This is a genomic window from Agromyces sp. H66, from assembly GCF_004959775.1.
Taxonomy (GTDB): Bacteria; Actinomycetota; Actinomycetes; order Actinomycetales; family Microbacteriaceae; genus Agromyces.
This window is the reverse complement of sequence record NZ_SJZG01000001.1, coordinates 142,905-163,274: the sequence shown is the minus strand read 5'-3', so window position 1 is coordinate 163,274 and position 20,370 is coordinate 142,905. Positions and strand designations below refer to the sequence as shown.

General features: G+C 70.5%; 21 protein-coding genes. 7 read left to right on the top strand and 14 right to left on the bottom strand.

All coding sequences use genetic code 11. The features are described from left to right. Positions 1 to 6: 6 nt before the first annotated feature. Positions 7 to 1,188 carry an MFS transporter gene (locus tag EZM51_RS00840; RefSeq protein WP_136706189.1) on the top strand — a complete coding sequence of 394 codons (1,182 nt, stop codon included), beginning with the start codon at positions 7 to 9 and terminating at the stop codon, positions 1,186 to 1,188. Between the two features lie 5 nt (positions 1,189 to 1,193). On the opposite strand, the gene EZM51_RS00835 is transcribed toward EZM51_RS00840, so the two are convergent. The 4 genes from EZM51_RS00835 to EZM51_RS00820 form a co-directional block, all read right to left on the bottom strand. Continuing rightward, a complete protein-coding gene (locus tag EZM51_RS00835) occupies positions 1,194 to 1,802 on the bottom strand; it encodes a MarR family transcriptional regulator (RefSeq protein WP_136706188.1) in 609 nt (202 codons plus the stop codon). A 146-nt stretch (positions 1,803 to 1,948) separates the two neighbouring features. Further along, positions 1,949 to 2,650: a hypothetical protein gene (locus EZM51_RS00830; protein WP_136706187.1), complete on the bottom strand. Its 702-nt coding sequence runs from the start codon at positions 2,648 to 2,650 to the stop codon at positions 1,949 to 1,951. Between the two features lie 68 nt (positions 2,651 to 2,718). Then, positions 2,719 to 3,225: a hypothetical protein gene (locus EZM51_RS00825; protein ID WP_136706186.1), complete on the bottom strand. Its 507-nt coding sequence runs from the start codon at positions 3,223 to 3,225 to the stop codon at positions 2,719 to 2,721. 259 nt (positions 3,226 to 3,484) lie between these two features. Then, positions 3,485 to 4,252, bottom strand: coding sequence for a phosphotransferase (locus tag EZM51_RS00820; RefSeq protein ID WP_136706185.1), 768 nt, complete (start codon positions 4,250 to 4,252; stop codon positions 3,485 to 3,487). Positions 4,253 to 4,549: 297 nt separating this feature from the next. On the opposite strand from EZM51_RS00820, the gene EZM51_RS00815 reads away from it, so the two are divergent. The 6 genes from EZM51_RS00815 to EZM51_RS00790 all read left to right on the top strand — a co-directional run bounded on the left by EZM51_RS00815 (position 4,550) and on the right by EZM51_RS00790 (position 10,904). After that, positions 4,550 to 5,839: an extracellular solute-binding protein gene (locus EZM51_RS00815; protein WP_248305438.1), complete on the top strand. Its 1,290-nt coding sequence runs from the start codon at positions 4,550 to 4,552 to the stop codon at positions 5,837 to 5,839. 85 nt (positions 5,840 to 5,924) lie between these two features. Continuing rightward, positions 5,925 to 6,920 (top strand): sugar ABC transporter permease, encoded by a 996-nt coding sequence (locus EZM51_RS00810; protein ID WP_136706183.1) that lies wholly within the window; start codon positions 5,925 to 5,927, stop codon positions 6,918 to 6,920. Next, a complete protein-coding gene (locus EZM51_RS00805; RefSeq protein WP_136706182.1) occupies positions 6,917 to 7,855 on the top strand; it encodes a carbohydrate ABC transporter permease in 939 nt (312 codons plus the stop codon). The genes EZM51_RS00810 and EZM51_RS00805 overlap by 4 nt, the downstream gene beginning before the upstream one ends. A 1-nt stretch (position 7,856) precedes the next feature. Then, positions 7,857 to 9,296 (top strand): GH1 family beta-glucosidase, encoded by a 1,440-nt coding sequence (locus EZM51_RS00800; protein ID WP_136706181.1) that lies wholly within the window; start codon positions 7,857 to 7,859, stop codon positions 9,294 to 9,296. A gap of 88 nt (positions 9,297 to 9,384) precedes the next feature. Then, on the top strand, positions 9,385 to 10,410 hold the full coding sequence (locus tag EZM51_RS00795; RefSeq protein ID WP_136706180.1) for a LacI family DNA-binding transcriptional regulator: 1,026 nt from the start codon (positions 9,385 to 9,387) through the stop codon (positions 10,408 to 10,410). A 53-nt stretch (positions 10,411 to 10,463) separates the two neighbouring features. Continuing rightward, positions 10,464 to 10,904, top strand: coding sequence for a VOC family protein (locus tag EZM51_RS00790; protein WP_136706179.1), 441 nt, complete (start codon positions 10,464 to 10,466; stop codon positions 10,902 to 10,904). A 35-nt stretch (positions 10,905 to 10,939) separates the two neighbouring features. Here EZM51_RS00790 and EZM51_RS20410 read toward each other — a convergent pair whose 3' ends face one another. From EZM51_RS20410 to EZM51_RS00740, 10 genes are all read right to left on the bottom strand, one after another. Beyond that, positions 10,940 to 11,194 (bottom strand): zinc-ribbon domain-containing protein, encoded by a 255-nt coding sequence (locus EZM51_RS20410; protein WP_169053730.1) that lies wholly within the window; start codon positions 11,192 to 11,194, stop codon positions 10,940 to 10,942. 106 nt (positions 11,195 to 11,300) lie between these two features. After that, positions 11,301 to 12,071 (bottom strand): glucosamine-6-phosphate deaminase, encoded by a 771-nt coding sequence (locus tag EZM51_RS00780; protein WP_136706177.1) that lies wholly within the window; start codon positions 12,069 to 12,071, stop codon positions 11,301 to 11,303. 18 nt (positions 12,072 to 12,089) lie between these two features. Continuing rightward, a complete protein-coding gene (locus EZM51_RS00775; protein ID WP_136706176.1) occupies positions 12,090 to 13,721 on the bottom strand; it encodes an ABC transporter ATP-binding protein in 1,632 nt (543 codons plus the stop codon). 7 nt (positions 13,722 to 13,728) lie between these two features. Continuing rightward, positions 13,729 to 14,817: a serine hydrolase domain-containing protein gene (locus EZM51_RS00770; RefSeq protein WP_136706175.1), complete on the bottom strand. Its 1,089-nt coding sequence runs from the start codon at positions 14,815 to 14,817 to the stop codon at positions 13,729 to 13,731. Beyond that, complete coding sequence (locus EZM51_RS00765) at positions 14,814 to 15,908, bottom strand: enolase C-terminal domain-like protein (RefSeq protein WP_136706174.1); 1,095 nt, start codon at positions 15,906 to 15,908, stop codon at positions 14,814 to 14,816. The genes EZM51_RS00770 and EZM51_RS00765 overlap by 4 nt, the downstream gene beginning before the upstream one ends. Then, complete coding sequence (locus EZM51_RS00760) at positions 15,905 to 16,408, bottom strand: GNAT family N-acetyltransferase (protein ID WP_136706173.1); 504 nt, start codon at positions 16,406 to 16,408, stop codon at positions 15,905 to 15,907. Before EZM51_RS00760 ends, EZM51_RS00765 begins: the two co-directional genes overlap by 4 nt. A 1-nt stretch (position 16,409) precedes the next feature. Then, a complete protein-coding gene (locus tag EZM51_RS00755; protein WP_349236050.1) occupies positions 16,410 to 17,582 on the bottom strand; it encodes an anhydro-N-acetylmuramic acid kinase in 1,173 nt (390 codons plus the stop codon). After that, positions 17,579 to 18,490: an N-acetylmuramic acid 6-phosphate etherase gene (murQ, locus tag EZM51_RS00750; RefSeq protein ID WP_136706171.1), complete on the bottom strand. Its 912-nt coding sequence runs from the start codon at positions 18,488 to 18,490 to the stop codon at positions 17,579 to 17,581. Before murQ ends, EZM51_RS00755 begins: the two co-directional genes overlap by 4 nt. Beyond that, positions 18,487 to 19,374, bottom strand: a complete 888-nt coding sequence (locus tag EZM51_RS00745) for an ABC transporter permease (RefSeq protein ID WP_136706170.1) — start codon at positions 19,372 to 19,374, stop codon at positions 18,487 to 18,489. Before EZM51_RS00745 ends, murQ begins: the two co-directional genes overlap by 4 nt. Further along, positions 19,371 to 20,342 carry an ABC transporter permease gene (locus EZM51_RS00740; protein ID WP_136706169.1) on the bottom strand — a complete coding sequence of 324 codons (972 nt, stop codon included), beginning with the start codon at positions 20,340 to 20,342 and terminating at the stop codon, positions 19,371 to 19,373. The genes EZM51_RS00745 and EZM51_RS00740 overlap by 4 nt, the downstream gene beginning before the upstream one ends. Positions 20,343 to 20,370 lie beyond the last annotated feature (28 nt).

The window sequence follows — 20,370 nt, the reverse complement described above, 5'->3', positions numbered from 1 at the left end:
GCCGCGATGGGTGCCTTCGGGCCGCTCAGGGAACGCGGATTCGCGCTGTACTTCTCCGGACAGGTCGCGTCGAACACGGGAACGTGGTTCCAGAACCTTGCCCTGCAGCTCGTCGTGCTCGAGTCCACGGGGAGTGCGCAGGCACTGAGCGGCGTGACCGTGGCGCAGTTCCTTCCGCTCCTCGTGTTCGGAGTGCCGGCCGGTCGGCTTGCCGATCGGATGCGGCCCCGCACGATCCTCGTGATCACGTCGGCGCTGGCTGCCGCGGTCGCCGCGGCCCTCGCCCTGGTCGTCGCCGGCGACGAGCCGAACCTCTGGCACATCTACGCGCTGATCGCCGTCCTGGGCACCGTTCAGGCCTTCGATCGGGTTGCCGCCCAGGCGATCATCTTCGAGTTGGTGGGGCCGGCGAAGCTGGCGAGCGCCGTCTCGATCAGCACGATCGCCCTCGCGGCGGCACGGTCGATCGGCCCAGGCCTTGCGGGACTCGCCTTCCAGACCCTCGGCGCGGCGGCGTGCATGCTGCTCAATTCCGCTTCCTTCCTGCTCGTCGGGCTCTCGCTCCTGCTCATACGCCCGAGTTCGATGCATCCGCGCCCCGCCCGTTCTTCCACCGTGCCCGTGCGATCCATCGACTTCCTTCGGGACCGGTCGATCTCGACACTGCTGATCGCGAACGCGGTCATCGCGCTGCTCGCCTTGAACTTCGGCCTGGTGCTCACGGCGACCGTGAACCTCTCCTACGGCGGAGACGCCGCGAGCGTCGGTGCCGTGCACGCCCTGAACGCCATCGGCGCGATCATCGGCGGATTCATCGCCGCCGCGCTCCCCCGCGTGACGGTGCGATCGCTCATCCTCGCAACGTCGGCGTTGGGAACCGCGCTGATCCTGAATGCTGCCGCCCCGACGCTGCCACTGTTCCTGCTCGCGGCGCCCGTGTTGGGTCTCGGCATCGGGTACTACCATGGCGTGCTCAACGCCGCGGCCCAGTCGTCGGCCCCGCCGGAGGCGATCGGTCGTCTGATGTCCCTCGTCACGCTGGGCAACTACGGGATGGCGCCGTTCGGCGCGATCCTCATGGGATGGGTCATCGACGCGTCATCCGGCCGCGTGTCGTTGCTCGTCGGCGGGGTCGCGGCGCTGGCGTGCACGCTGCTCGTCGCGACTCGGGCGCCGAAAGGCGACTGACGCGGTCAGCCGGCCGGCTGTGCCTCGTCGTCGTCCTCGTCGTGGGCGGATGCGGCGGCGCGCATGCGCGCCCGTGCCAGCCGCGACGGGATCTGCCGCGGCCGGATCGACGTCTGGCGCCGTGCGATCGCCGCCACCTCCGCCTCGTCGTCGCCGAAGTACCCACCCGCCAGCGCCTGTGCGCTGCGGTCGAGCGCCTCCGCCAACGAGCCGTGCACTTCGCCACCCAGCAGTTCCGAGAGTCGATCCTCATGCGCTCGCAGTTCGGCGTGGCACTGGCCGAGCACGTCCCAGCCCTGCTCGGTCAGCTGGACGAGTCGTATCCGCTTGTTCGACGGGTGCGCCCCACGTTCGACGAGCCCCGACTCGATCAGCTCGTTCGACACGTTGTGGGCCGCCTGCGCGCTGACGAACGTTCGACGCGCGAGGTGCGCGTTCGACAGCGGCACGCCCTCACCGAGCACCTGCAGCACCAGGAACTGCGACAACGTCACCCCGTGCGCGAGAGCGGCGTTCTCGGCGAAGCGGTTCAGCGCGCGAGCCAGACGGTACGCGCTGTAGTTGAGGCGCGCGGTCGCCGGCTCCCCGCGGGGGTCCGGCACGATGTCATCCACGATGAGACCCTACCAATCCACGTCGGCATGGCCGGGAGGACCGATGTTCATCCGACCCGATGGGTCGCCGACGCATTGACGCGCCGCGGGCGCGGGCGTAGACCTGAGCATCCGGAGCCTCTGCTCCGATGGTGTCGTCGGCGCACCTAGCTTGCGATGGGCGCGTCCGCGCGGACGGGAACCTCCGCCGCCGCACGCTCCGCGCCCACGAAGCGCTCCGTGTCCGACACGGCCGCCGTGAGCAGCGAGACGAGCCGATCGTCGGCGTCGCTGACGCACGCCCGCGCGATTCCGTCGACGGCGCCGGTCACGACATCCCGGCACTGCCTGACGCTCATTCCGGCGCGCCGCGGCGCGCCGACCTCGTCGATGAACCTGGTGGCCCACGCGGCGGCGCCGGGTGCTGCGCGGAGGGCGGACCCCGCCAACTCCCTCCCCTCCACGGCGAACGCGCCACCGTGAGCCGCGTCACCGTGAACCGCGAGCGCGGAGATCGCGACATGCACGGCGACGGCCAGCGATCGCTGGCGCTCCTCCGCGGCGATGGGCAATGCGGAGTGGGCGGCCTGCACGGCGAGCAGGACATCGAGCAGCGGATCGTCGCTCGTCAGGCCGACGACCGTCGGGATGAGCGGCGTGAGTCGCGCGCGTCCGGCGTCAGTCGTGCGGTCGTTCACCATCCGGGCGAGATGCGCGAGGGTGCCGTGCGTGCATGCGGGGTGGTCGCTCCATCGTTCGCCCGCCAGGTACGACGCGAATTCCATGAAGCACGCCCCGCGCCGGGGCGAGCGGTGCCGGCCCGGGGACAGGATCGGCATGACATCGGGGTACGCCGTCGAGTTGCGCATGGGAACCTCCCTCGCTCCTCTCACTCTGCGCCGATCGCGGCAAGGATTCAAGGGCGGGCGGCCGCATGTCAGCGGAGCGCCGGTGCTGCGCCCCTGAGGTCCTGCACGAGCCGCGGCGTACGCCACTGACCGACCGTCGTGAACCAGCGGCTGACGGGGTACGCCAGTCGCACCACGAAGTAGTTGACGTACTCGAGCACTCCGAACGTCCAGACGGCCAGCACGACCAGCGTGGCGCCGACGGACTCGGGCCACCAGACGATCACGCCGAGGAGACCGGCTGCCAGCATCGCCGCATCCGCCAGCCGGAACATCCGGTAGGTGCTCGCCCAGCCGGCCGGCATGGGCGCGCGTTCCACCCAACCACGTGCCGCGAGCCAGTACGCACCCGCCTGCACGAGGACGACGAGCAACGGGATGAGGGCCGACCAGAGCGCCGCGGCATCCGAGTCGCCACTGAACCGGGGCGTGATGGACGCGGCGGCCACGATCGCGAACACCAGGGCGGCGACCAGTTCGCCGAGCCCGAGGCTCAGGTACTTCCGGCGCAACGCCTGTCGCCGCTCCACTGACATCCGCCCAGCGTACCGGCCGGCCGGGTGGTGACGGATGCCTCGACCATGTCCCAATTGTGCGCGCTCGGGTGGTAGAGCGTTCGAGCGCGCACCGACCGGGCGCGTCGGTGACCCGGGAGTCAGGTCCCCCGCGGCTCGTGTCGAAGCCGCCTCACGTGAGGCGGCGCTGACGCGACGGAACTGCACGATCTATCGGAGCAGGGCCGCGGCGCCGCGCTGTCGGTGCATCCACCGTGAGCAGCCTCCGCGGCATCCGTCGTCACCGCTCGCCGTAGGCGAGGATCGCCTCCAGTCGCGCCCGGCACTCGGCGACGAACTCGGGCAGCGTGTCCCAGTAGTACGGGATGCCGATGATCGCGCCGAAGTCGATCACCGCATGCAGGCGACCGTCGTGGGCGAGCAGGTTGCCCGGTCGCAGATCGCCGTGCAGCCACACGTGCGCCGCCGGCGAGTCGGGCAGCGCGAGCGCCTCCCGCCACCACCGCTCGAGCCGGTCCAGGTCGAGGTCGGCACCGATCAGCGGACGGGATGCCGCGAACGCGGGCGCCACCCACGATCCGGTCTCGCGCAGGCTCCCGCCCCGGTACCAGCTCAGCTCCCCCGCCCGCTCGGCCCCCATCAGGTCGATGCGGTGCAGCTCGCGAACGAACCCGGCGAGGTCGGCCCCGAACCGCGCCCAGTCGGTCACCGTGTCGGATGCCGGCGGGGCGCCCTCGATCCAGCGGTACACCGACCACTCCAGCGGGTACGCGTCCGACGGCGCACCCGCATGCACCGGCTCCGGGATGCGCACCGGCAGCGCGGGCGCCAGCCGCGGCATCCACTCGCGTTCCTTGCGCAGCGAGGCGACGCCGCCCGGTGTGCGCGGCATCCGCACCAGCAGGTCGTCGCCGAGCCGGAACACCAGGTTGTCGCTGCCGCCGCCGGCGAGCGTCAGCGGCAGGTGGGCCCAGTCGGGTCGCTCTCGGCGAACGATGGATGCCGCGAGGTCGGCGTCGATCGCGAGCTCATCGGGGTGGAGGGACATCCGGTCCAGTCTGGCAGGCGGAACGCCCCGTCTGAAAGCAGGGCGGCGGATGATCCGAAGCGTCCGCGATGGCGGACCCGGGAAGCCTCTCCGAGCGAACTATTCCTTCCGCCTGCTGGAAACATGTGGTCGCAAACCGTGCGGATTCATGGGTGCGCTCCCATCCGCCTATTGACGCGGATCCCGATGAGGCCCTACGGTGTGTGAGACCTCGTGGGCGCGCTCCCATGAACGCAAATGGGAGCGCACCCACGGCCTGCCAACGCACCACAGAACGCACACAAGGGAGTGACCGTGATCTCATCACGAAACAGGATCGCCGCATCCATCGCCGGTGTCGCAACATTGGCCCTCATCACCACCGGCTGTTCATCCGGCGGGAGCGGAGGTGACGACGAGAAGATCACGCTCTCCATCACGACGTTCGGCACGATGGGCGTCGACGCCAACTACGAGAAGTACATGGAGGAGAACCCCAACATCACCATCGAGGCGACGAACCTCGAGGGTGGCGGCGCGGCCCGTGACGACGCGTACGCGAAGATCGCCGCCGGAACCGGCCTGAGCGACGTCGTCGCCATCGAGGAGGGATGGCTCGGCACGATCTTCGAGGTGTCGGACTCCTTCGTCGACCTGCGCGACTACGGCATCGAAGACGTGAAGGACACCTGGCTCGAGTGGAAGTACGACCAGGGCACCGGCCCCGACGGCAAGGTCATCGGCGCCGGCCTCGACATCGGCCCACAGGGGCTCTGCTACCGCGGCGACCTGTTCGAGGCCGCTGGCCTGCCGAGCGAGCGCTCAGAAGTCGCCGCCTACTTCGGCGGTGAGGATGCCACGTGGGATCGCTTCTTCGAGGTCGGCAAGGAGTACGTCGACGCGAGCGGCAAGGCATTCTGGCACAGCCCCCGATTCTTCTGGAACTCCTTCGTGAACCAACAGGAGGAGGGCTACTACAAGAAGGACGGCGAGACCCTCAACATCGAGGACAACGCCGCGCTGAAGGCGCACCACGCGAAGATCGTCGAGGCCGAACTGGCGGGACTCGGCGCCGGCCTGCCCGGCTGGGAGGTCGGACCCGAGGCCAAGGCCGGCGACTTCGCCGTCTACATGTGCCCGAGCTGGATGCTCGGCATCGTGCAGGGCTACTACGACGAGGGAACCACCGACAGCGGCTGGGACTTCGCCGACGTCCTCCCGGGCGGCGCGGCGAACTGGGGTGGCGCCTTCCTCGGCGTCTCCGAGTCGTCCGAGCACAAGGAGGAGGCCGCGAAGCTGGCCCTCTGGCTCGCCGCTCCCGAGCAGCAGGCTGCGGCGTTCGAGGTGGCCGGCCCGTTCCCGAGCACGCTCGAAGGCCAGGAGCTCGTCGCCGACAGCACGAACGCCTTCTTCAACGACGCCCCCGTCGGCGAGATCTTCGCCGCCCGAGCTGAGGGCGTGATCGCCCAGGTCAAGGGCCCCGAGGACTCGAACATCCAGGACAACGTGTTCGGGCCGATCTTCGACCGGGTGAGCCAGGGCGAGATCACCGACGCCGACACCGCGTGGGAGGAAGCCATGACGTTGCTCGACCAGCTCGTCGGCTAGTCCGTCCGGGCGGCTCGACGCACCGCGTCGAGCCGCCCACCCCCCGTTCGCCGCATCATTCATCGTCTCGCGGATTGGCTCAACGATGACCAGCTCGACACTGGGCCGACCGGCCCGCTCCGACCTGACCTTCCGGCAGAAGGTCAGTCGCTTCGACTACGCGTTCTCCCCGTTCCTCTACGTCGCGCCGTTCTTCATCCTGTTCGCGGCGATCGGCGTCTTCCCGATCGTGTACACGATGAACGTCTCCCTCTACGACTGGCACCTGCTCAAGGGCCAGGGCGACTTCGTCGGGCTGGAGAACTACGTCTCCGTGCTGTCCGACCCGTTCTTCTGGAACGCGTTCGGCAACACGGTCAGCATCTTCCTGCTGTCGGCGATCCCCCAGCTCGTGATCGCCACGGGGATCGCGGCGCTGCTCGACCAGGCGATCCGCGGAAAGACCTTCTGGCGGATGAGCATCCTGCTCCCCTACATCGTGGCGCCGGTCGCGGTCACGGTCATCTTCCTCCAGATCTTCAACCAGTACCGCGGCCCCATCGCCGGACTCCTCGAGCTGTTCGGGCTCGACCCGATCCGCTGGGCGTTCGACGTGCTGCCGTCGCACATCGCCATCGCCAGCATGGTGAACTGGCGCTGGACCGGATACAACGCCCTTCTCCTGCTCGCCGCCATGCAGGCCGTTCCCCGCGACGTGTACGAATCCGCCGCCATCGACGGTGCGAACAAGCTCCGCCGCTTCTGGTCGATCACCATCCCGATGATCCGGCCGACGCTCATCTTCGTCGTCATCACCGCCACCATCGGCGGGCTGCAGATCTTCACGGAGCCGAAGCTCTTCGACAGCCGGACGAACGGTGGCGGCGATCGCCAGTTCCAGACGATCGTGCTCTACCTCTACGAACTCGCGTTCCCCAGGCGCGACTTCGGCCAGGCGTCGGCGACCGCGTGGATCCTGTTCCTCATCATCGTGCTCGTGGGGTTGATCAGCTTCGCCATCACCCGTGCCATCCGCACCGCCGACGTGAAACCGGCTCGGTCGAGCGCCGCCCCGGTCGGCGCTCAGCAGGGAGAATCATGACCGCCACGATCTCGACACCGAAGTCGCCCAAGTCGCAGAAGTCACCCGGGTCGCCGTCGCTCGAAGACCGCCGACTCGTCGACGCCGAACGTCGCGCCCGACGCAAGCGCGCCTACGAACGGCCCGGGGTGCTCACCTACGCACTCCTCGCCGCCTTCTTCCTCGGCTCGGCGTTCCCGCTGTGGTGGTCGTTCGTCATCGGCAGTCGCCAATCGTCGGACACGAACCTCGTGCCGCCCGCCGTGCTGCCCGGTCCCAACTTCCTCGCCAACGCCGCAAAGGTCTTCGACACGGTCCCGTTCCTCCAGGGCCTGCTGAACAGCGTCGTCATCTCGGGGGCCATCACCGTCTCGGTGGTGTTCTTCTCCACGCTCGCGGGGTACTCGTTCGCCAAGCTGCGCTTCCGCGGCCGGAACGGCCTCATGGTGACGGTGATCGCCACCATGGCGATTCCGACGCAGCTCGGCATCATCCCGCTGTTCATGCTGATGGCGGAGTGGCACTGGGTCGGCACCCTCCAGGCCGTCATCGTGCCCGGCATGGTCACGGCGTTCGGGGTCTTCTTCATGCGTCAGTACCTCGTCGACGTGATCCCCGACGAGCTCATCGAGGCCGCCCGCGTGGACGGGGCCAGCATGTGGGGAACGTTCCGACACGTCGCGCTCCCCGCGGCACGGCCCGCGATGGCCGTCCTCGCACTGTTCACCTTCATGGCCGCGTGGACCGACTACCTGTGGCCGCTCCTCGTGCTCAGCCCCCGGAATCCGAGCGTGCAGACGGCGCTGGCCGCGCTGAGCGCCGCCGGCGGCCAGAATCCCGACAACGCGATGGTGCTCGCGGGCGCCGTGCTGTCGGTGATCCCCCTCCTCATCCTCTTCGTCGTCGCGGGCAAACAGCTCGTGGCGGGCATCATGCAAGGCGCAGTGAAAGGCTGATATGACCATCGAGAGTTCGACACGCACCGGGGAGAGCCACGACTACCGGGATTCGGGACTCGAGTTCCCGACCGGGTTCCTCATCGGCTCCGCCACGGCCGCGTACCAGATCGAAGGCGCGGCAACGGCCGACGGGCGGGGTCCGTCGATCTGGGACACCTTCAGCGCCACCCCCGGCAAGATCGTCGACGGCGACACGGGCGCCGTCGCCGACGACCACTACCACCGCCTCGACGAGGACCTCGACCTGATGGCCGAACTCGGGCTCGAGGCCTACCGCTTCTCGATCGCGTGGCCGCGCATCCAGCCGCTCGGATCGGGAGCCGTGAACGAGGCCGGCCTCGCCTTCTACAGCCGGCTCGTCGACGGGCTCATCGCCCGAGGCATCCGCCCCATCGCGACGCTGTACCACTGGGACCTCCCCCAGGCGCTCGAAGACGCGGGCGGGTGGACCGACCGGGAGACCGCCTACCGGTTCGCGGAGTACACGCGGCACGTGGCGGAGGCGCTCGGCGACCGCGTGCCGGTCTGGACGACCTTGAACGAGCCGTGGTGCAGCGCCTTCCTGGGCTACGGATCGGGGGCGCACGCGCCCGGGCGCACCGACGGCGCTGCGGCGCTCCGCGCCATGCATCACCTCAACCTCGCGCACGGCCTCGCGGTGCAGGTCCTGCGTGAGGTCGTGCCCCGGGCCGAGGTGTCGGTCACGCTGAACTTCCACGTCGTTCGCGGGGCCGACGACTCGAGTTCCGAGGCCGTGCGCCGCATCGACGCCCTGGCGAATCGCGCCTTCACCGAACCGATGCTGAACGGCGGATACCCCGCCGACCTGATCGAGGACACGGCATCCGTCACCGACTGGTCGTTCGTGCTGCCGGGAGACGCCGAGATCATCCGGCAACCGCTCGACTTCCTCGGGGTCAACTACTACTCGACGACACGCGTGCGCATGTGGGACGGCGTGTCGCCGCGCGAGCGGGCCGACGGGCACAAGGCGGCCGGCGGGTCGCCGTGGCCCGGAAGCGATCAGGTCGAGTTCCTGCGCCAGGACGGACCGTACACCGCGATGGGCTGGAACATCGCTCCCGACGGGTTCGAGGACCTCCTCCTCTCGCTCCACCGCCGGTTCCCCGGGCTGCCGCTCATGATCACCGAGAACGGAGCGGCGTTCGACGACGAGGTGATCGGCGACCGGGTGTTCGACGACCAGCGCACCGACTACCTTCGGCGGCACTTCACCGCCGCCCATCGTGCGATGCAGCAGGGCGTCGACCTCCGCGGGTACCTCGTGTGGTCGCTGCTCGACAACTTCGAATGGGGGTACGGATTCAGCAAGCGGTTCGGCATCGTGCACGTCGACTACGCCACCCAGAAGCGCACCGTCAAGGACAGCGGGCGCTGGTTGGCCTCGCTCATCGAATCCCGCGTGATCCCGGGATGAATCGCCGATTCGTTGTGACGTACGGTGATGCTGTGCCGTATGTGATCCGAGGAACCAGAGCCGCCCGCCCGGCGGCAGGAGACGAGACGTGACGACGGAGACATCCCATGACACGACCCTGAGCCCGACGCTGGAAGGCGTCGCGGCGCTGGCCGGCGTGTCCAGCTCGACGGTGTCGCGGGTCATCAACGGGTCGCCCCAGGTCACGGAGCAGACCGTGGCCCGGGTCAACGATGCGATCGCTCGGCTCGGCTACGTGCCCAATCGCGCCGCCCGCAGCCTCGTTCGCCGGCGGACGCAGATGATCGCGATGGTGATTCCCGAGCGCACGGCGGAGTTCTTCGCCGACCCGTACTTCGCCGAGGTCATCCAGGGGGCGGCGATGTACGCGTCGTCCACCGACTACTCGCTGACGCTGCTGATCGAGTCGGAGAGCGCCCCCGAGAAGACGCACCAGTTCCTCCGGCGCGGGAACGTCGACGGCGCGCTGATCCTGTCGCATTTCAGCGCCTCGTCGGCGTACCTCGAGTTGTCGCGATCCATTCCGGTGGTGTTCGGCGTGCGCCCCACCGGCGACATCGACGCCGAGATCCACATCGTGGACGTCGACAACACGGCGGCGGCCGCGCTCGCGACGCAGCACCTCATCGATCGCGGCCGCACGCGGATCGCAACCATCTCCGGTCCGCTCGACACGTCGGCCGGGCGGGAGCGGCTCGAGGGATGGCGCGCGACCATCACCGCCGCCGGGCTCGTGCCCGGCGCGTGCGAGGAAGGCGACTACACGCCGTCGGGCGGCGCGGCGGCCGCCCGACGGCTGCTCGACAGCACGACGCCCTTCGACGCCGTCTTCATCGCGTCCGCGCAGATGGCGGCGGGCGCACTGGTCGTCCTGAACGAGCGCGGACTCGAGGTGCCCGGAGACGTCGCCATCGCCACGCTCGACAACAACGCCTTCTCGACGAACACCAGCCCGCAGCTGACCACGGTCGACCTGCACACCGCCGACAAGGGAGCCGCGATGGTGGAGAAGCTCGTCGAGCTCATCCAGGGCGGAACGATCGACCCGGTCACCCTCGTGCCGATCGAGCTCGTCACACGCGACTCCACCTGAGTGACGCGTATCGCGACCTTGGCATTTCGCACCGACCGCGGAAGAGTCGCCCCATGACCATTCAACGCATGGACAACGTCGCCATCGTCGTCGACGACCTCGACGCGGCGATCGCCTTCTTCGCCGAACTCGGCATGGAGGTCGAGGGCCACGCGCACATCGAGGGCGGCTTCGCCGACGAGGCCGTCGGCCTCGACGGCATCCGCAGCGAGATCGCGATGATGCGCACGCCCGACGGCCACGGCCGGCTCGAGCTGACGAGATACCTGCACCCCGAGGCATCCGCCACCTCACCGGCCGCGCTGCCGCCCAACACGCTGGGGCTCCACCGGGTGATGTTCGCCGTCGACGACCTCGACGACACGCTCGCTCGCCTGCGCCCGCACGGCGCCGAGCTGCTGCGCGAGATCGCGAACTACGAGGACGCCTACCGGCTGTGCTACCTGCGCGGGCCCTCGGGCATCATCCTCGCGCTGGCCGAACAGGTCGGGTGAGCGGGGCGCGCGGCGTGACCTCCGGTCTGTGCTGATCAGGCGGCCGGGGGCCGGCTCTGCGCGGCGAGGTCGGCGGCGTGCATCGCCGCCTCGCGGCTCAGTTCGACGGTCCAGCCGCAGTGCGAGCACACCATGACGTAGCGGCGCGCGAACGTGAACAGCGGGATGAAGAACACCCAGAGCCGGCTGCCGCTCTCGACGATGCGCTGCGCGGCCTCCTCGTGGCAGTGCTCGAAACGCGAGTGGATGCGATCTGCACCGATGGCGCCGACCAGCGGTGCAGATGGCATCAACTCGCCCAGCCGGGGGGTCAGTCGTGGCATCCCCCGTGACCGGGGGGGGGCGGATGCCGCGGAGTCGCCGTCGCCGGGCGGGCGGAGAGCGAGGAGCCGCTGCTCAGCGCCAGTCGTGCACAACCGAGATGGAGCCGAGGAACGACAGGTCGAGAAGCCCGGCGGCGTCGCCATCGAGGTACACGCTCAGACGCGGATGCCGCTGAAGCACCGAGGCCGGAAGCTCGGTCGACACCGGGCCGGTCAACGCCTCGGCCACGGCCGCCGCCTTCTCGGCTCCCGAGGCGATGAGCACCGCCGCGCGCGCTCGCATGATCGTGCCGAGCCCCTGGCTGATCGAGTGCCTCGGCACCTCGTCGATGTCCGCGAAGAACCGCGCGTTGGCGGCACGCGTCGACGGCGCCAGCTCGACGACGCGCGTCGCCGAGCGGAAGTCGCTGCCGGGCTCGTTGAACCCGATGTGCCCGTTGCGGCCGATGCCGAGCAGCTGCAGGTCGATGCCGCCGGCGCGCTGGATCGCGCGCTCGTACTCGGCGGCCGCCGCCGAGGGGTCGGCTCCGGCGCCGCCCGGCACGGCCACGCGATCGGCCGGCACGCCGAGCGGATCCGCGAACGCCCGCAGCAGCACATTTCGGTAGCGCTCCGGGTGGTCCTCGGGGAGGCCCACGTACTCGTCGAGCGCGAACGCCCGCAGGCGCTCCACGCGGAAGGTTCCCGCCGTCGCGCGAGCCGTGAGCGCTTCATAGACCGGCTCGGGGCTCGAGCCCGTCGCCACCCCGAGCACGGGATCGGCGACGCCGAGAAGCGCGACCTCGATGTGGCGAGCCGCGAGCGCGCCCAGGCGGTCGGCGTCGGGAAGGATGTGGATGATCATGCTGCGGCTACCTGCGGCTCAGGATGCCAGCCGGGCGCCCGGGATCGCCGCCAGCAGCTCGCGGGTGTAGGACTCCTGCGGGGCATCGAAGATCTGCTCAGGGGTGCCGCTCTCGACGATGCGTCCGCGCTGCATGACATGCACCTCGTCGGAGATCATGCGCACGACCGCGAGGTCGTGGCTGATGAAGAGGTAGCTCAGGCCGAGGCGAGCCTGGAGCCCGGCGAGCAGTTCGAGGATCTGCGCCTGCACGAGCACGTCGAGCGCCGAGACGGCCTCGTCGAGCACCACGAGCTCTGGCTCGAGGGCCAGGGCACGGGCGATCGCGACGCGCTGGCGCTGCCCGCCCGAGAGCTCATGGGGCAGGCGCGAGGCCATCGCGGCCGGGAGCGCGACCTGCTCGAGCAACTCCGCGACGCGCGCGCGACGCGATGCTGCGTTGCCCACGCGGTGCACCTTGAGCGGCTCCGCGATCGACTCCTCGACCGTGTAGCGCGGGTCGAGCGAGGCATAGGGGTTCTGGAACACCGGCTGTACGCGGCGCCGGAACGCGAAGAGCTCGCGGCGCTTCAGGGTGGTGAGGTCGGTGCCGTCGACGTCGATGCGACCCGAGGTGATGGGTTCGAGCCCGAGCACCAGGTTCGCGGTCGTCGACTTGCCCGAACCCGACTCTCCCACGATCGAGACCGTCTTGCCGCGGGGGATCGTGAAGCTCACCCCGTCGACGGCCGTGAACGTCGTGGGCTCGCCCGCCTTCGGCGAGCGCAGCGGGAACTCCTTGCGCAGGTCGACGACCTCGACGAGTGGGCCGGCCTCGACGTCGCCGCCCCGGACGGGCAGGGGCTCCCGCCGGGAAGCGAGGCTCGGCGCGGCTGCGATGAGCTGCTTCGTGTAGTCGTGCTTCGGATTCTCGAGCACTTCGGCCGAGGTGCCCGTCTCGACGATGGCGCCGCGGAACATCACCACGATGCGATCGGCTCGCTCGGCGGCAAGCGCCAGATCGTGGGTGATGAGGAACACGGCGGTGCCCATCGCACCGGTCAGTTCGTCGAGCTGATCGAGGATGCGTCGCTGCACCGTGACATCCAGTGCCGAGGTCGGCTCGTCGGCGATGAGGAGCCGGGGCCGGCAGGCCAGGCCCATGGCGATGAGGGCGCGTTGGCGCATACCGCCCGAGAACTCGTGCGGGTACTGGCGGGCGCGCTGCTCCGGGTCGGGGATCCCGACGAGCTCGAGCAGCTCGAGCACACGCGCCGACACCTCGGCTGCCGTACCGAACCCGTGCACCTCGAGCGCCTCGCCGATCTGGTCGCCGATGCGCATCAAGGGGTTGAGGTTCGACATCGGATCCTGCGGCACGAGCCCGATGCCCGCGCCACGCAGGCGCACGAGCTCGTTCTCTCCGAGCCCGGTGATCTCCCGACCCTCGAACCGGATGCTGCCCGCGGTGATGACGCCGTTCTCGGGGAGCAGTCGGTTGATCGCTGCGGCGGTCGTCGACTTGCCCGAGCCCGACTCGCCGACGACGGCGACGGTCTCGCCGGCGGCCACGTCGATGGAGACGTCGGTGACGGCCGGCACGAGGCGGCCGCCGGTGCGGAAGGCGACCGAAAGCCCGCTGATGCGGAGGACCGGGTCGTTCGTGGTCATGGTGGGTTCACTCCTGTGTGCTGAGGATCGAGGCGAGCGTGTCGACGACGTCGCGCCAGAGGATGTCGGTCGGTGCCGGTTGCGCGGCGAGCAGCCGGTTGCTCGCGAGGGCCACAGCGATGCCCCGGCCGGGCACGAAGCCCACCGCGCAGCCGGTGAAGCCCGGATGCCAGAGCAGTGGGAGTCGCTCGCCGTGCACGACGAGTTCGCGGCGGCGCCAGCCGAGCGCCTGCTCGGGGTCGAGGCCGGCGGCGACGACGTCAGCCGTCACGGCGGGGTCCCAGTACCCGGCTTCGTCGGCCCGGCTGAGGGCGGCGGTCACGTCGAGCAGGTCGTCGATCGATCCGAAGAGCCCGGCGTGCCCGGCCACGCCTCCGAACGCGTGGAAGCAGTTGCCGTCGTTCGCCTGGCCGGCGATGGGTCGGGTGCGCCACACGAATCCGTCGTCGTGCCAGGAGACGGGGTACGGATGCCCCGTCGCCACCATTCGGCGTTCGGCATCGTCGCCGCCCGCGCTCGTGGCCGCCCCGTCGACGGGACCGTAGCCGAGGGTTCGGAGGTCGAGCGGGTGCGCGACGAGGTCGGCGACCGCCGCGTCGAGGGGCTCGCCGGCCGCGACCTCGACGACCCGACCGAGCGTCATGAACCCGAGGTCGGAGTAGTGCCGCTCGGCTCCTGCGGGGTAGCGGAGCGGGAGCGCATCGAGCGCCGCACGGGGGTCGGCCTGCGGCGCGAGGTAGAGCGGCTGCCACTCCCAGAGCCCGGCGCGGTGCTGCAGGAGGTCGCGGATGCTCGTGTCGTCCGCGCCGCCGAAGCTCGGCACGTATCGCACCACGGCATCGTCGAACGCGAGGGCTCCCTCGGAGGCGAGACGGTGCAGCGCCGTGGTCGTGCCGACGACCTTCGTCACCGAGGCGAGATCGTGGAGCGTTTCCCGGCGCATCGGGGTGCGGGCCGGCGCAGGCGAGGCCACGCCGGCCGCGGCCACCGTCCGCTCGCCGTCGACCTCGACGCCGATGACGCACCCGGCGGGTGCCGAGGCGGCCGGGGCCACCATGGCTTCGGCGGCTTCGCGGAGGCTCTCCCGGGTGCTCATGCGGCCACCCGCCCGCTGAGGGCACGGATGCCGAGACCGAGGCCGTCGCCGAGCACCGCGTGCTCGCCCGCGTAGCGGAGTCCGCCCGCCACCGGCGAGTCGTGCAGCCAGAGCCCGGCGTCGAGATCGTGCACGGCACCGGGCCGGATCGCCGCGGCGAGCGAGGCGGCGGACGCGACGCCGACGGTGCTCTCCATCATGCAGCCCACGACGACCCCCACGCCGTTCGCCACGGCCTCCGCCGCGAGACGGAGTGCTTCGGTCGGGCCGCCGGTCTTCGCGAGCTTGACGTTGACGAGGTCGGCGGCGCGGCGACGCACGACGCGGCGCAGGTCGTGGGTCGTCCACACCGACTCGTCGGCGAGGATCGGCGTGTCGACGGCGGCCGTGACGAGCGCGAGCCCGTCGAGGTCGGCTGCGGCCACGGGCTGTTCGACGAGTTCCAGGTCGATGCCGGCGTCCTCCGCGTCGCGGATGAACCGGATGGCGGCGCTCGGCGTGAAGGCCTGGTTCGCGTCGACGCGCAGGGCCATGACGGGGCCGAGCTCGGCGCGCAGCGCGACGAGGGCCGGCAGCGCCGCCTCGTTCGCCGACACCTTGACCTTGAGGCATCCGAAGCCGTCATCGACGTGGCCGCGAGCCCACGCGACCAGGTCCTCGGCGGAACCGGCCGAGAGGGTCATGTCGGTGCGCACCCGGTCGACACCGGGCGCGGCGCCGAGCAGGTCGGCCACGCGGCATCCGGCCGTCTGGGCGGCCAGGTCGGTGAGCGCGCACTCGACGGCGCTCCTCGCAGCACTGTTGCCGATCAGGGCCGCGGCGATCGCCGTGGACCAGCGCTCGCGCTCGGCGGTCGGTACGCCGATCACCGCCTCGGCGAGCGGCCCGGTGACCGCCGCGCGCACGCTCTCGGGGCTCTCCCCCGTGACCCGCCAACTCGTGGGGGCCTCGCCCCAACCGCTCCGGCCGTCGGCGTCGACGGCCTCGACGAGCAGCACGTCGAGGTGCTCCGCCCGGCGGATCGCCGTGACGAACGGGCGCACGAGGGGACTCGGCACGCGGTGCACGCGCAGTTCGGCGAGGGTGCTCATGCGGGCTCCTCGCCACCACGGCGCAGCCGCAGTTCGGGCTCGCCGAACTCGTCCTGCGTGCGTGATCCTCCGTCGGGCAGCCAGCCGCGCCCCCGGTAGAACGCGATCGAGGGGGCGTTCGCCTCGAAGACCCAGAGCGCCACCGACCGCGCGCCGCCGGCCCGCAACGTCTCGTACGCGCGGTCGAGCAGCATCGTGCCGAGGCCGAGCCCACGCGCCCGCGGAGAGACGTAGAGGGAGTGCACCGCGCCGTCGTCGCCCTCGGGCGAGGCCGCGAACCGGGTCACGCCGAGCACCACGCCGTCGCGCTCGGCGACGAGCACGGTGCCCTCGGTGGACGCGAGCACCCGGCGCCAGAGCGCCTGTGCACGGGCATCCGTCATCGCCTCGATCGCGGCGCTCGGCAGGACGCCGACGTAGCTCTCGCGCCAGCAGTCGAGGAAGACCGCGACGATCGCGTCGCGATCTTCGCTCGTCGCGGGCCGCAGCGTCACCGGCATGTCAGCGTCCCGTCCCGAGCACGAGCGAACGCAGACCGCCCTCGAGCGGCGGCGGCAGCACCAGGGGGCCGGCGCCCGGGGTGATCGTGCCGAGGATGCGCGGCCCCTCGGCACCCGTGCCTCCGGGCACGGTGGCCGCGACGCCGTGCAGCGTGCACCACCCGATCAGCGCGAACGCGATCGCCTCCTTGCTGTCGGCCGGAGCACCGAGCTCATCGGCGAGGACCACCTCGACCCCGGGGAGCGCGGCGCGGAGCCCGTCGAGGATCAGCGGATTGCGGCATCCGCCGCCCGAGACCGCGAGGAAGCCGATGCCGGCCGCACGCACGTCGCGCGCCACCGTGCGCACCGTGAGCTCAGTGAGCGTGCGCACGAGGTCGGCGACCTCGAGGGAGCGACCGATGCGGGCCTCCGCCGCCCGGACGTATGCGAGATGGAAGTGCTCCTTGCCGGTGCTCTTCGGCGCAGGGAGGGCGTAGTACGGGTCGTCGAGCAGCGCGGCGAGGAGCTCCTCGTCGACGCCGCCGTCGGCGGCGATGCGGCCGTCCTCGTCGTAGCCGAGCGCGTTCAGTGCGCCGTCGACCACGACCGCGTCGACGAGCGCGTTCGCGGGGCCGATGTCGTAGGCGACGACCGAGCCGTCGGCGACCACGGTCATGTTCGAGATCCCGCCCAGGTTGAGCGCCGCCGACACCCCCGCGCGGCCCCGCAGCAGCAGCTCGTCGAGGAACGACACGAGCGGTGCGCCGTGCCCGCCGGCGACGATGTCGCGGATGCGCACGTCGGAGACCACCGGCACACCGAGCGCCTCGGCGATCCAGGCGGGCTGGCCGATCTGCAACGTGCCCAGCGCGTGGCCCCCGTCGACCCAGTGGTACACGGTCTGGCCGTGCGAGGTGACGGCGTCCACCCCGCCCGTCGCATCGGATGCCGCCACCGCCGCATCCGCGAACGCCTGGCCGATCAGGGTGTCGAGTTCGCAGATCTCGGCGAGCGTCGTGGCCGCGGGCGGCAGTGCCGCGATCAGCCGCTCCCGCAACTCGGGCGCATATGGGGTGCTCGCCTCGTGCAGCACGCGACCCGTGAGCGCGCCGTCGTGCTCGTCGAACTCCACGACCGCGACGTCGATGCCGTCGTGCGAGGTGCCCGAGATCATGCCGAGGACACGCATCATGCCCCCTCGAGCGCCGGACGGAGCCGGCCGCCCACCGCGGCCAGTCGTTCGACCGCCGCGGCCTGGGAGACGCCGCGGGCGAGCATCAGCACGGACGCCTTGACGTCGTAGTCGGTCTCGACGAGGGTCGCCGCAGCCCGCTCGCGCGGCACCTCGGCGATCTGGGCCACCATCCGCACCGCCCGGTGCCGGAGCTTGTGGTTCGTGGGCTTCAGGTCGACCATGAGATTGCCGTAGGTCTTTCCCTGCCGCACCATCACGATCGTCGAGAACATGTTGAGCACGAGCTTCTGGGCCGTGCCGGCCTTCAACCGGGTGGAACCGGCGAGTACCTCGGGCCCCACGGCGATCTCGATCGGGAACTCGGCGACGGCGCTCAGTCGCGTGTCGACGTTGCACGAGAGCCCTACCGTGAGAGCGCCGAGCGCGCGTGCCCGCTCGATCGCCGCGATCACGTACGGCGTGCGCCCGCTCGAGGCGATGCCGACGACCGTGTCGAGCGGTCCGATGCGCGCCTCGTCGATCGCGGCGGCGCCGGCTTCGGCATCGTCTTCGGCGCCCTCGGTGGGCGTCACGATCGCCGACGGGCCGCCCGCCATGATCGCGAAGACGAGCTCGGGCGGCGTGCTGAACGTGGGCGGGCACTCCGATGCGTCGACCACGCCGATGCGACCGGGCGTGCCGGCACCCACGTACACGAGACGTCCGCCCCGCGACATCCGCTCGCTCGCGGCCTCGATCGCGGGAACGATCTGCGGCAGGGCGGCCCCGACCGCGCGGGGAACCGTCATGTCGGCTTCGTTCATGACGGCCGCGAGCTCTGCGACGCTCATCCGGTCGAGCTCCGCGTAGCGCGGGTGGCTCGTCTCGGTGGCGAGGTTCGCCAGGTCGCCGTCGAGGGTGGTCATTTCTTTCCTCTGTTTCTGGGGTCGAGTGCGTCGCGCAGTCCGTCACCGAGGAGGTTCAGGCCGACGACGAGGAGGACGACGACGACACCGGGCGCGAACATCGTCCACGGTGCGATGCCGATGAGCGTGCGTGCCTCGAAGATCATGGAGCCGAGCGACGGCGCCGGGGGCGGAGTTCCGAGACCGAGGAAGCTGAGCGACGCCTCGGTCAGCACCGCCCACGACAGCGAGAGCGTGACCTGCACGATGATGATCGAGGTGATGTTCGGCAGCACATGGCGGAACATCACCATCGCCCGGCTCTGGCCCGTGCTCGTGGCCGCCTTGACGTACTCGATCTCGCGCAGCGAGAGCACGGGGCCGCGCGTGACGCGGATGAAGATCGGCACGTACACGATCGCGATGGCCACGGCGATGGTGAACCAGTTGCGGTCGAACACCGACGCGAGCGAGAGCGCGAGCAGCAGCGGCGGGAAGGCGAACAGCACGTTCGTGACGCCCGAGATGACGCCGTCGGAGACGCCGCGGTAGAACCCGGCGATGATGCCGGCGAGGGTGCCGACCACCGTTGCGAACGCCACCGCCACGATCGAGATGAGCGCCGAGTTCGCGACCCCCGCGGCGACCCGCGCGAAGACGTCGCGGCCGAACTGGTCGGTGCCGAACCAGTGCTCGGCCGAGGGCGGCTGCAGTCGCGACGGCGGATCCTGCGCGATCGGATCGTACGGCAGCAGACTGAAGGCCGAGAGGAGGCTGAGCACCCCGAGGATGACGATCAGGATGAGCCCGACCAGGCCGCTCCGGCTGCGCAGGAGGAGCCGGACGCGCTCGATGGTGCGTCCGCCGCCGGGGGCGAGTTCGGCCGATTGCGTGATGTCGGTCATGCGGCGCGCACCCGCGGGTCGATCATGCGGTAGAGCACGTCGGTCAGGAGGTTCACGATCACGAACGCGAGGGCGATCACGAGCACGGTGCTCTGCACGAGTGCATACTCCTTCTGCTGGATGCCGAGCAGCACCTGGCGGCCGATGCCCGGGAGGGAGAAGATCTGCTCGACGACGACCGCGCCGCCCAGCAGGTAGCCGAATTGCAGGCCCGTCATCGTGACGATGGGCACGAGCGCGTTGCCGAGCACGTGCTCGACCTGGAGCCGGCGTGCTGGAACCCCCTTGGCCCTCGCGGTGCGGATGAAGTCGTTCGACCGGATCTCGAGCACTGCCGTGCGCGTCGTGCGCATGATCGGCGCGGCGATGCCGAAGCCGAGCACGATCGAGGGCAGCAGCATCTGCTGGAGGTTCAGCCACGGGTCCTCGAAGAAGTACGCGAAGCCCTTGCCGTTCGGGTTGAACCCGAGCGAGGCGGCGAGCCACGCGAGGAGCGTGGTCGCGAGGAGGAACGCGGGGATCGACAGGCCGGCCAGGCCCACCAGCTGCCCGAACGCGTCGCGCGGCGAGTCGGGCTTCGACGCCGAGAGCATGCCGAGCGGAATGCCCATGACGAGCGCGAGGACGATCGAGAAGACCGCCAGTTCGAGGGTGACGGGCAGCGACTGCGCGGTCAGTTCGAGCACGCTCTGCTGCGCGCGGGCCGAGAAGCCGAGGTTGCCCGTGAAGATGTTGCCCAGCCAGCTGAAGAACTGGACGATGAGCGGCTGATCGAGTCCGTAGTACGCCTCGAGGGCCTGCTTCTGCGCGGGGGTGAGAGCGGCGGCCTCGGTGCCGAGTCCGGCCGTGATCTGGTTGCCGGGGATCGCCCGCAACATGATGAAGACGAACACCGCAACCCCGAGCAGCGTCGCCAGTGCGGCGAGGACGCGCCGGAGCACCGGGTTCCTGATGAATCGTCGGAGCATGGTCTTCCGTGGGTCGGGCCGAACGGCG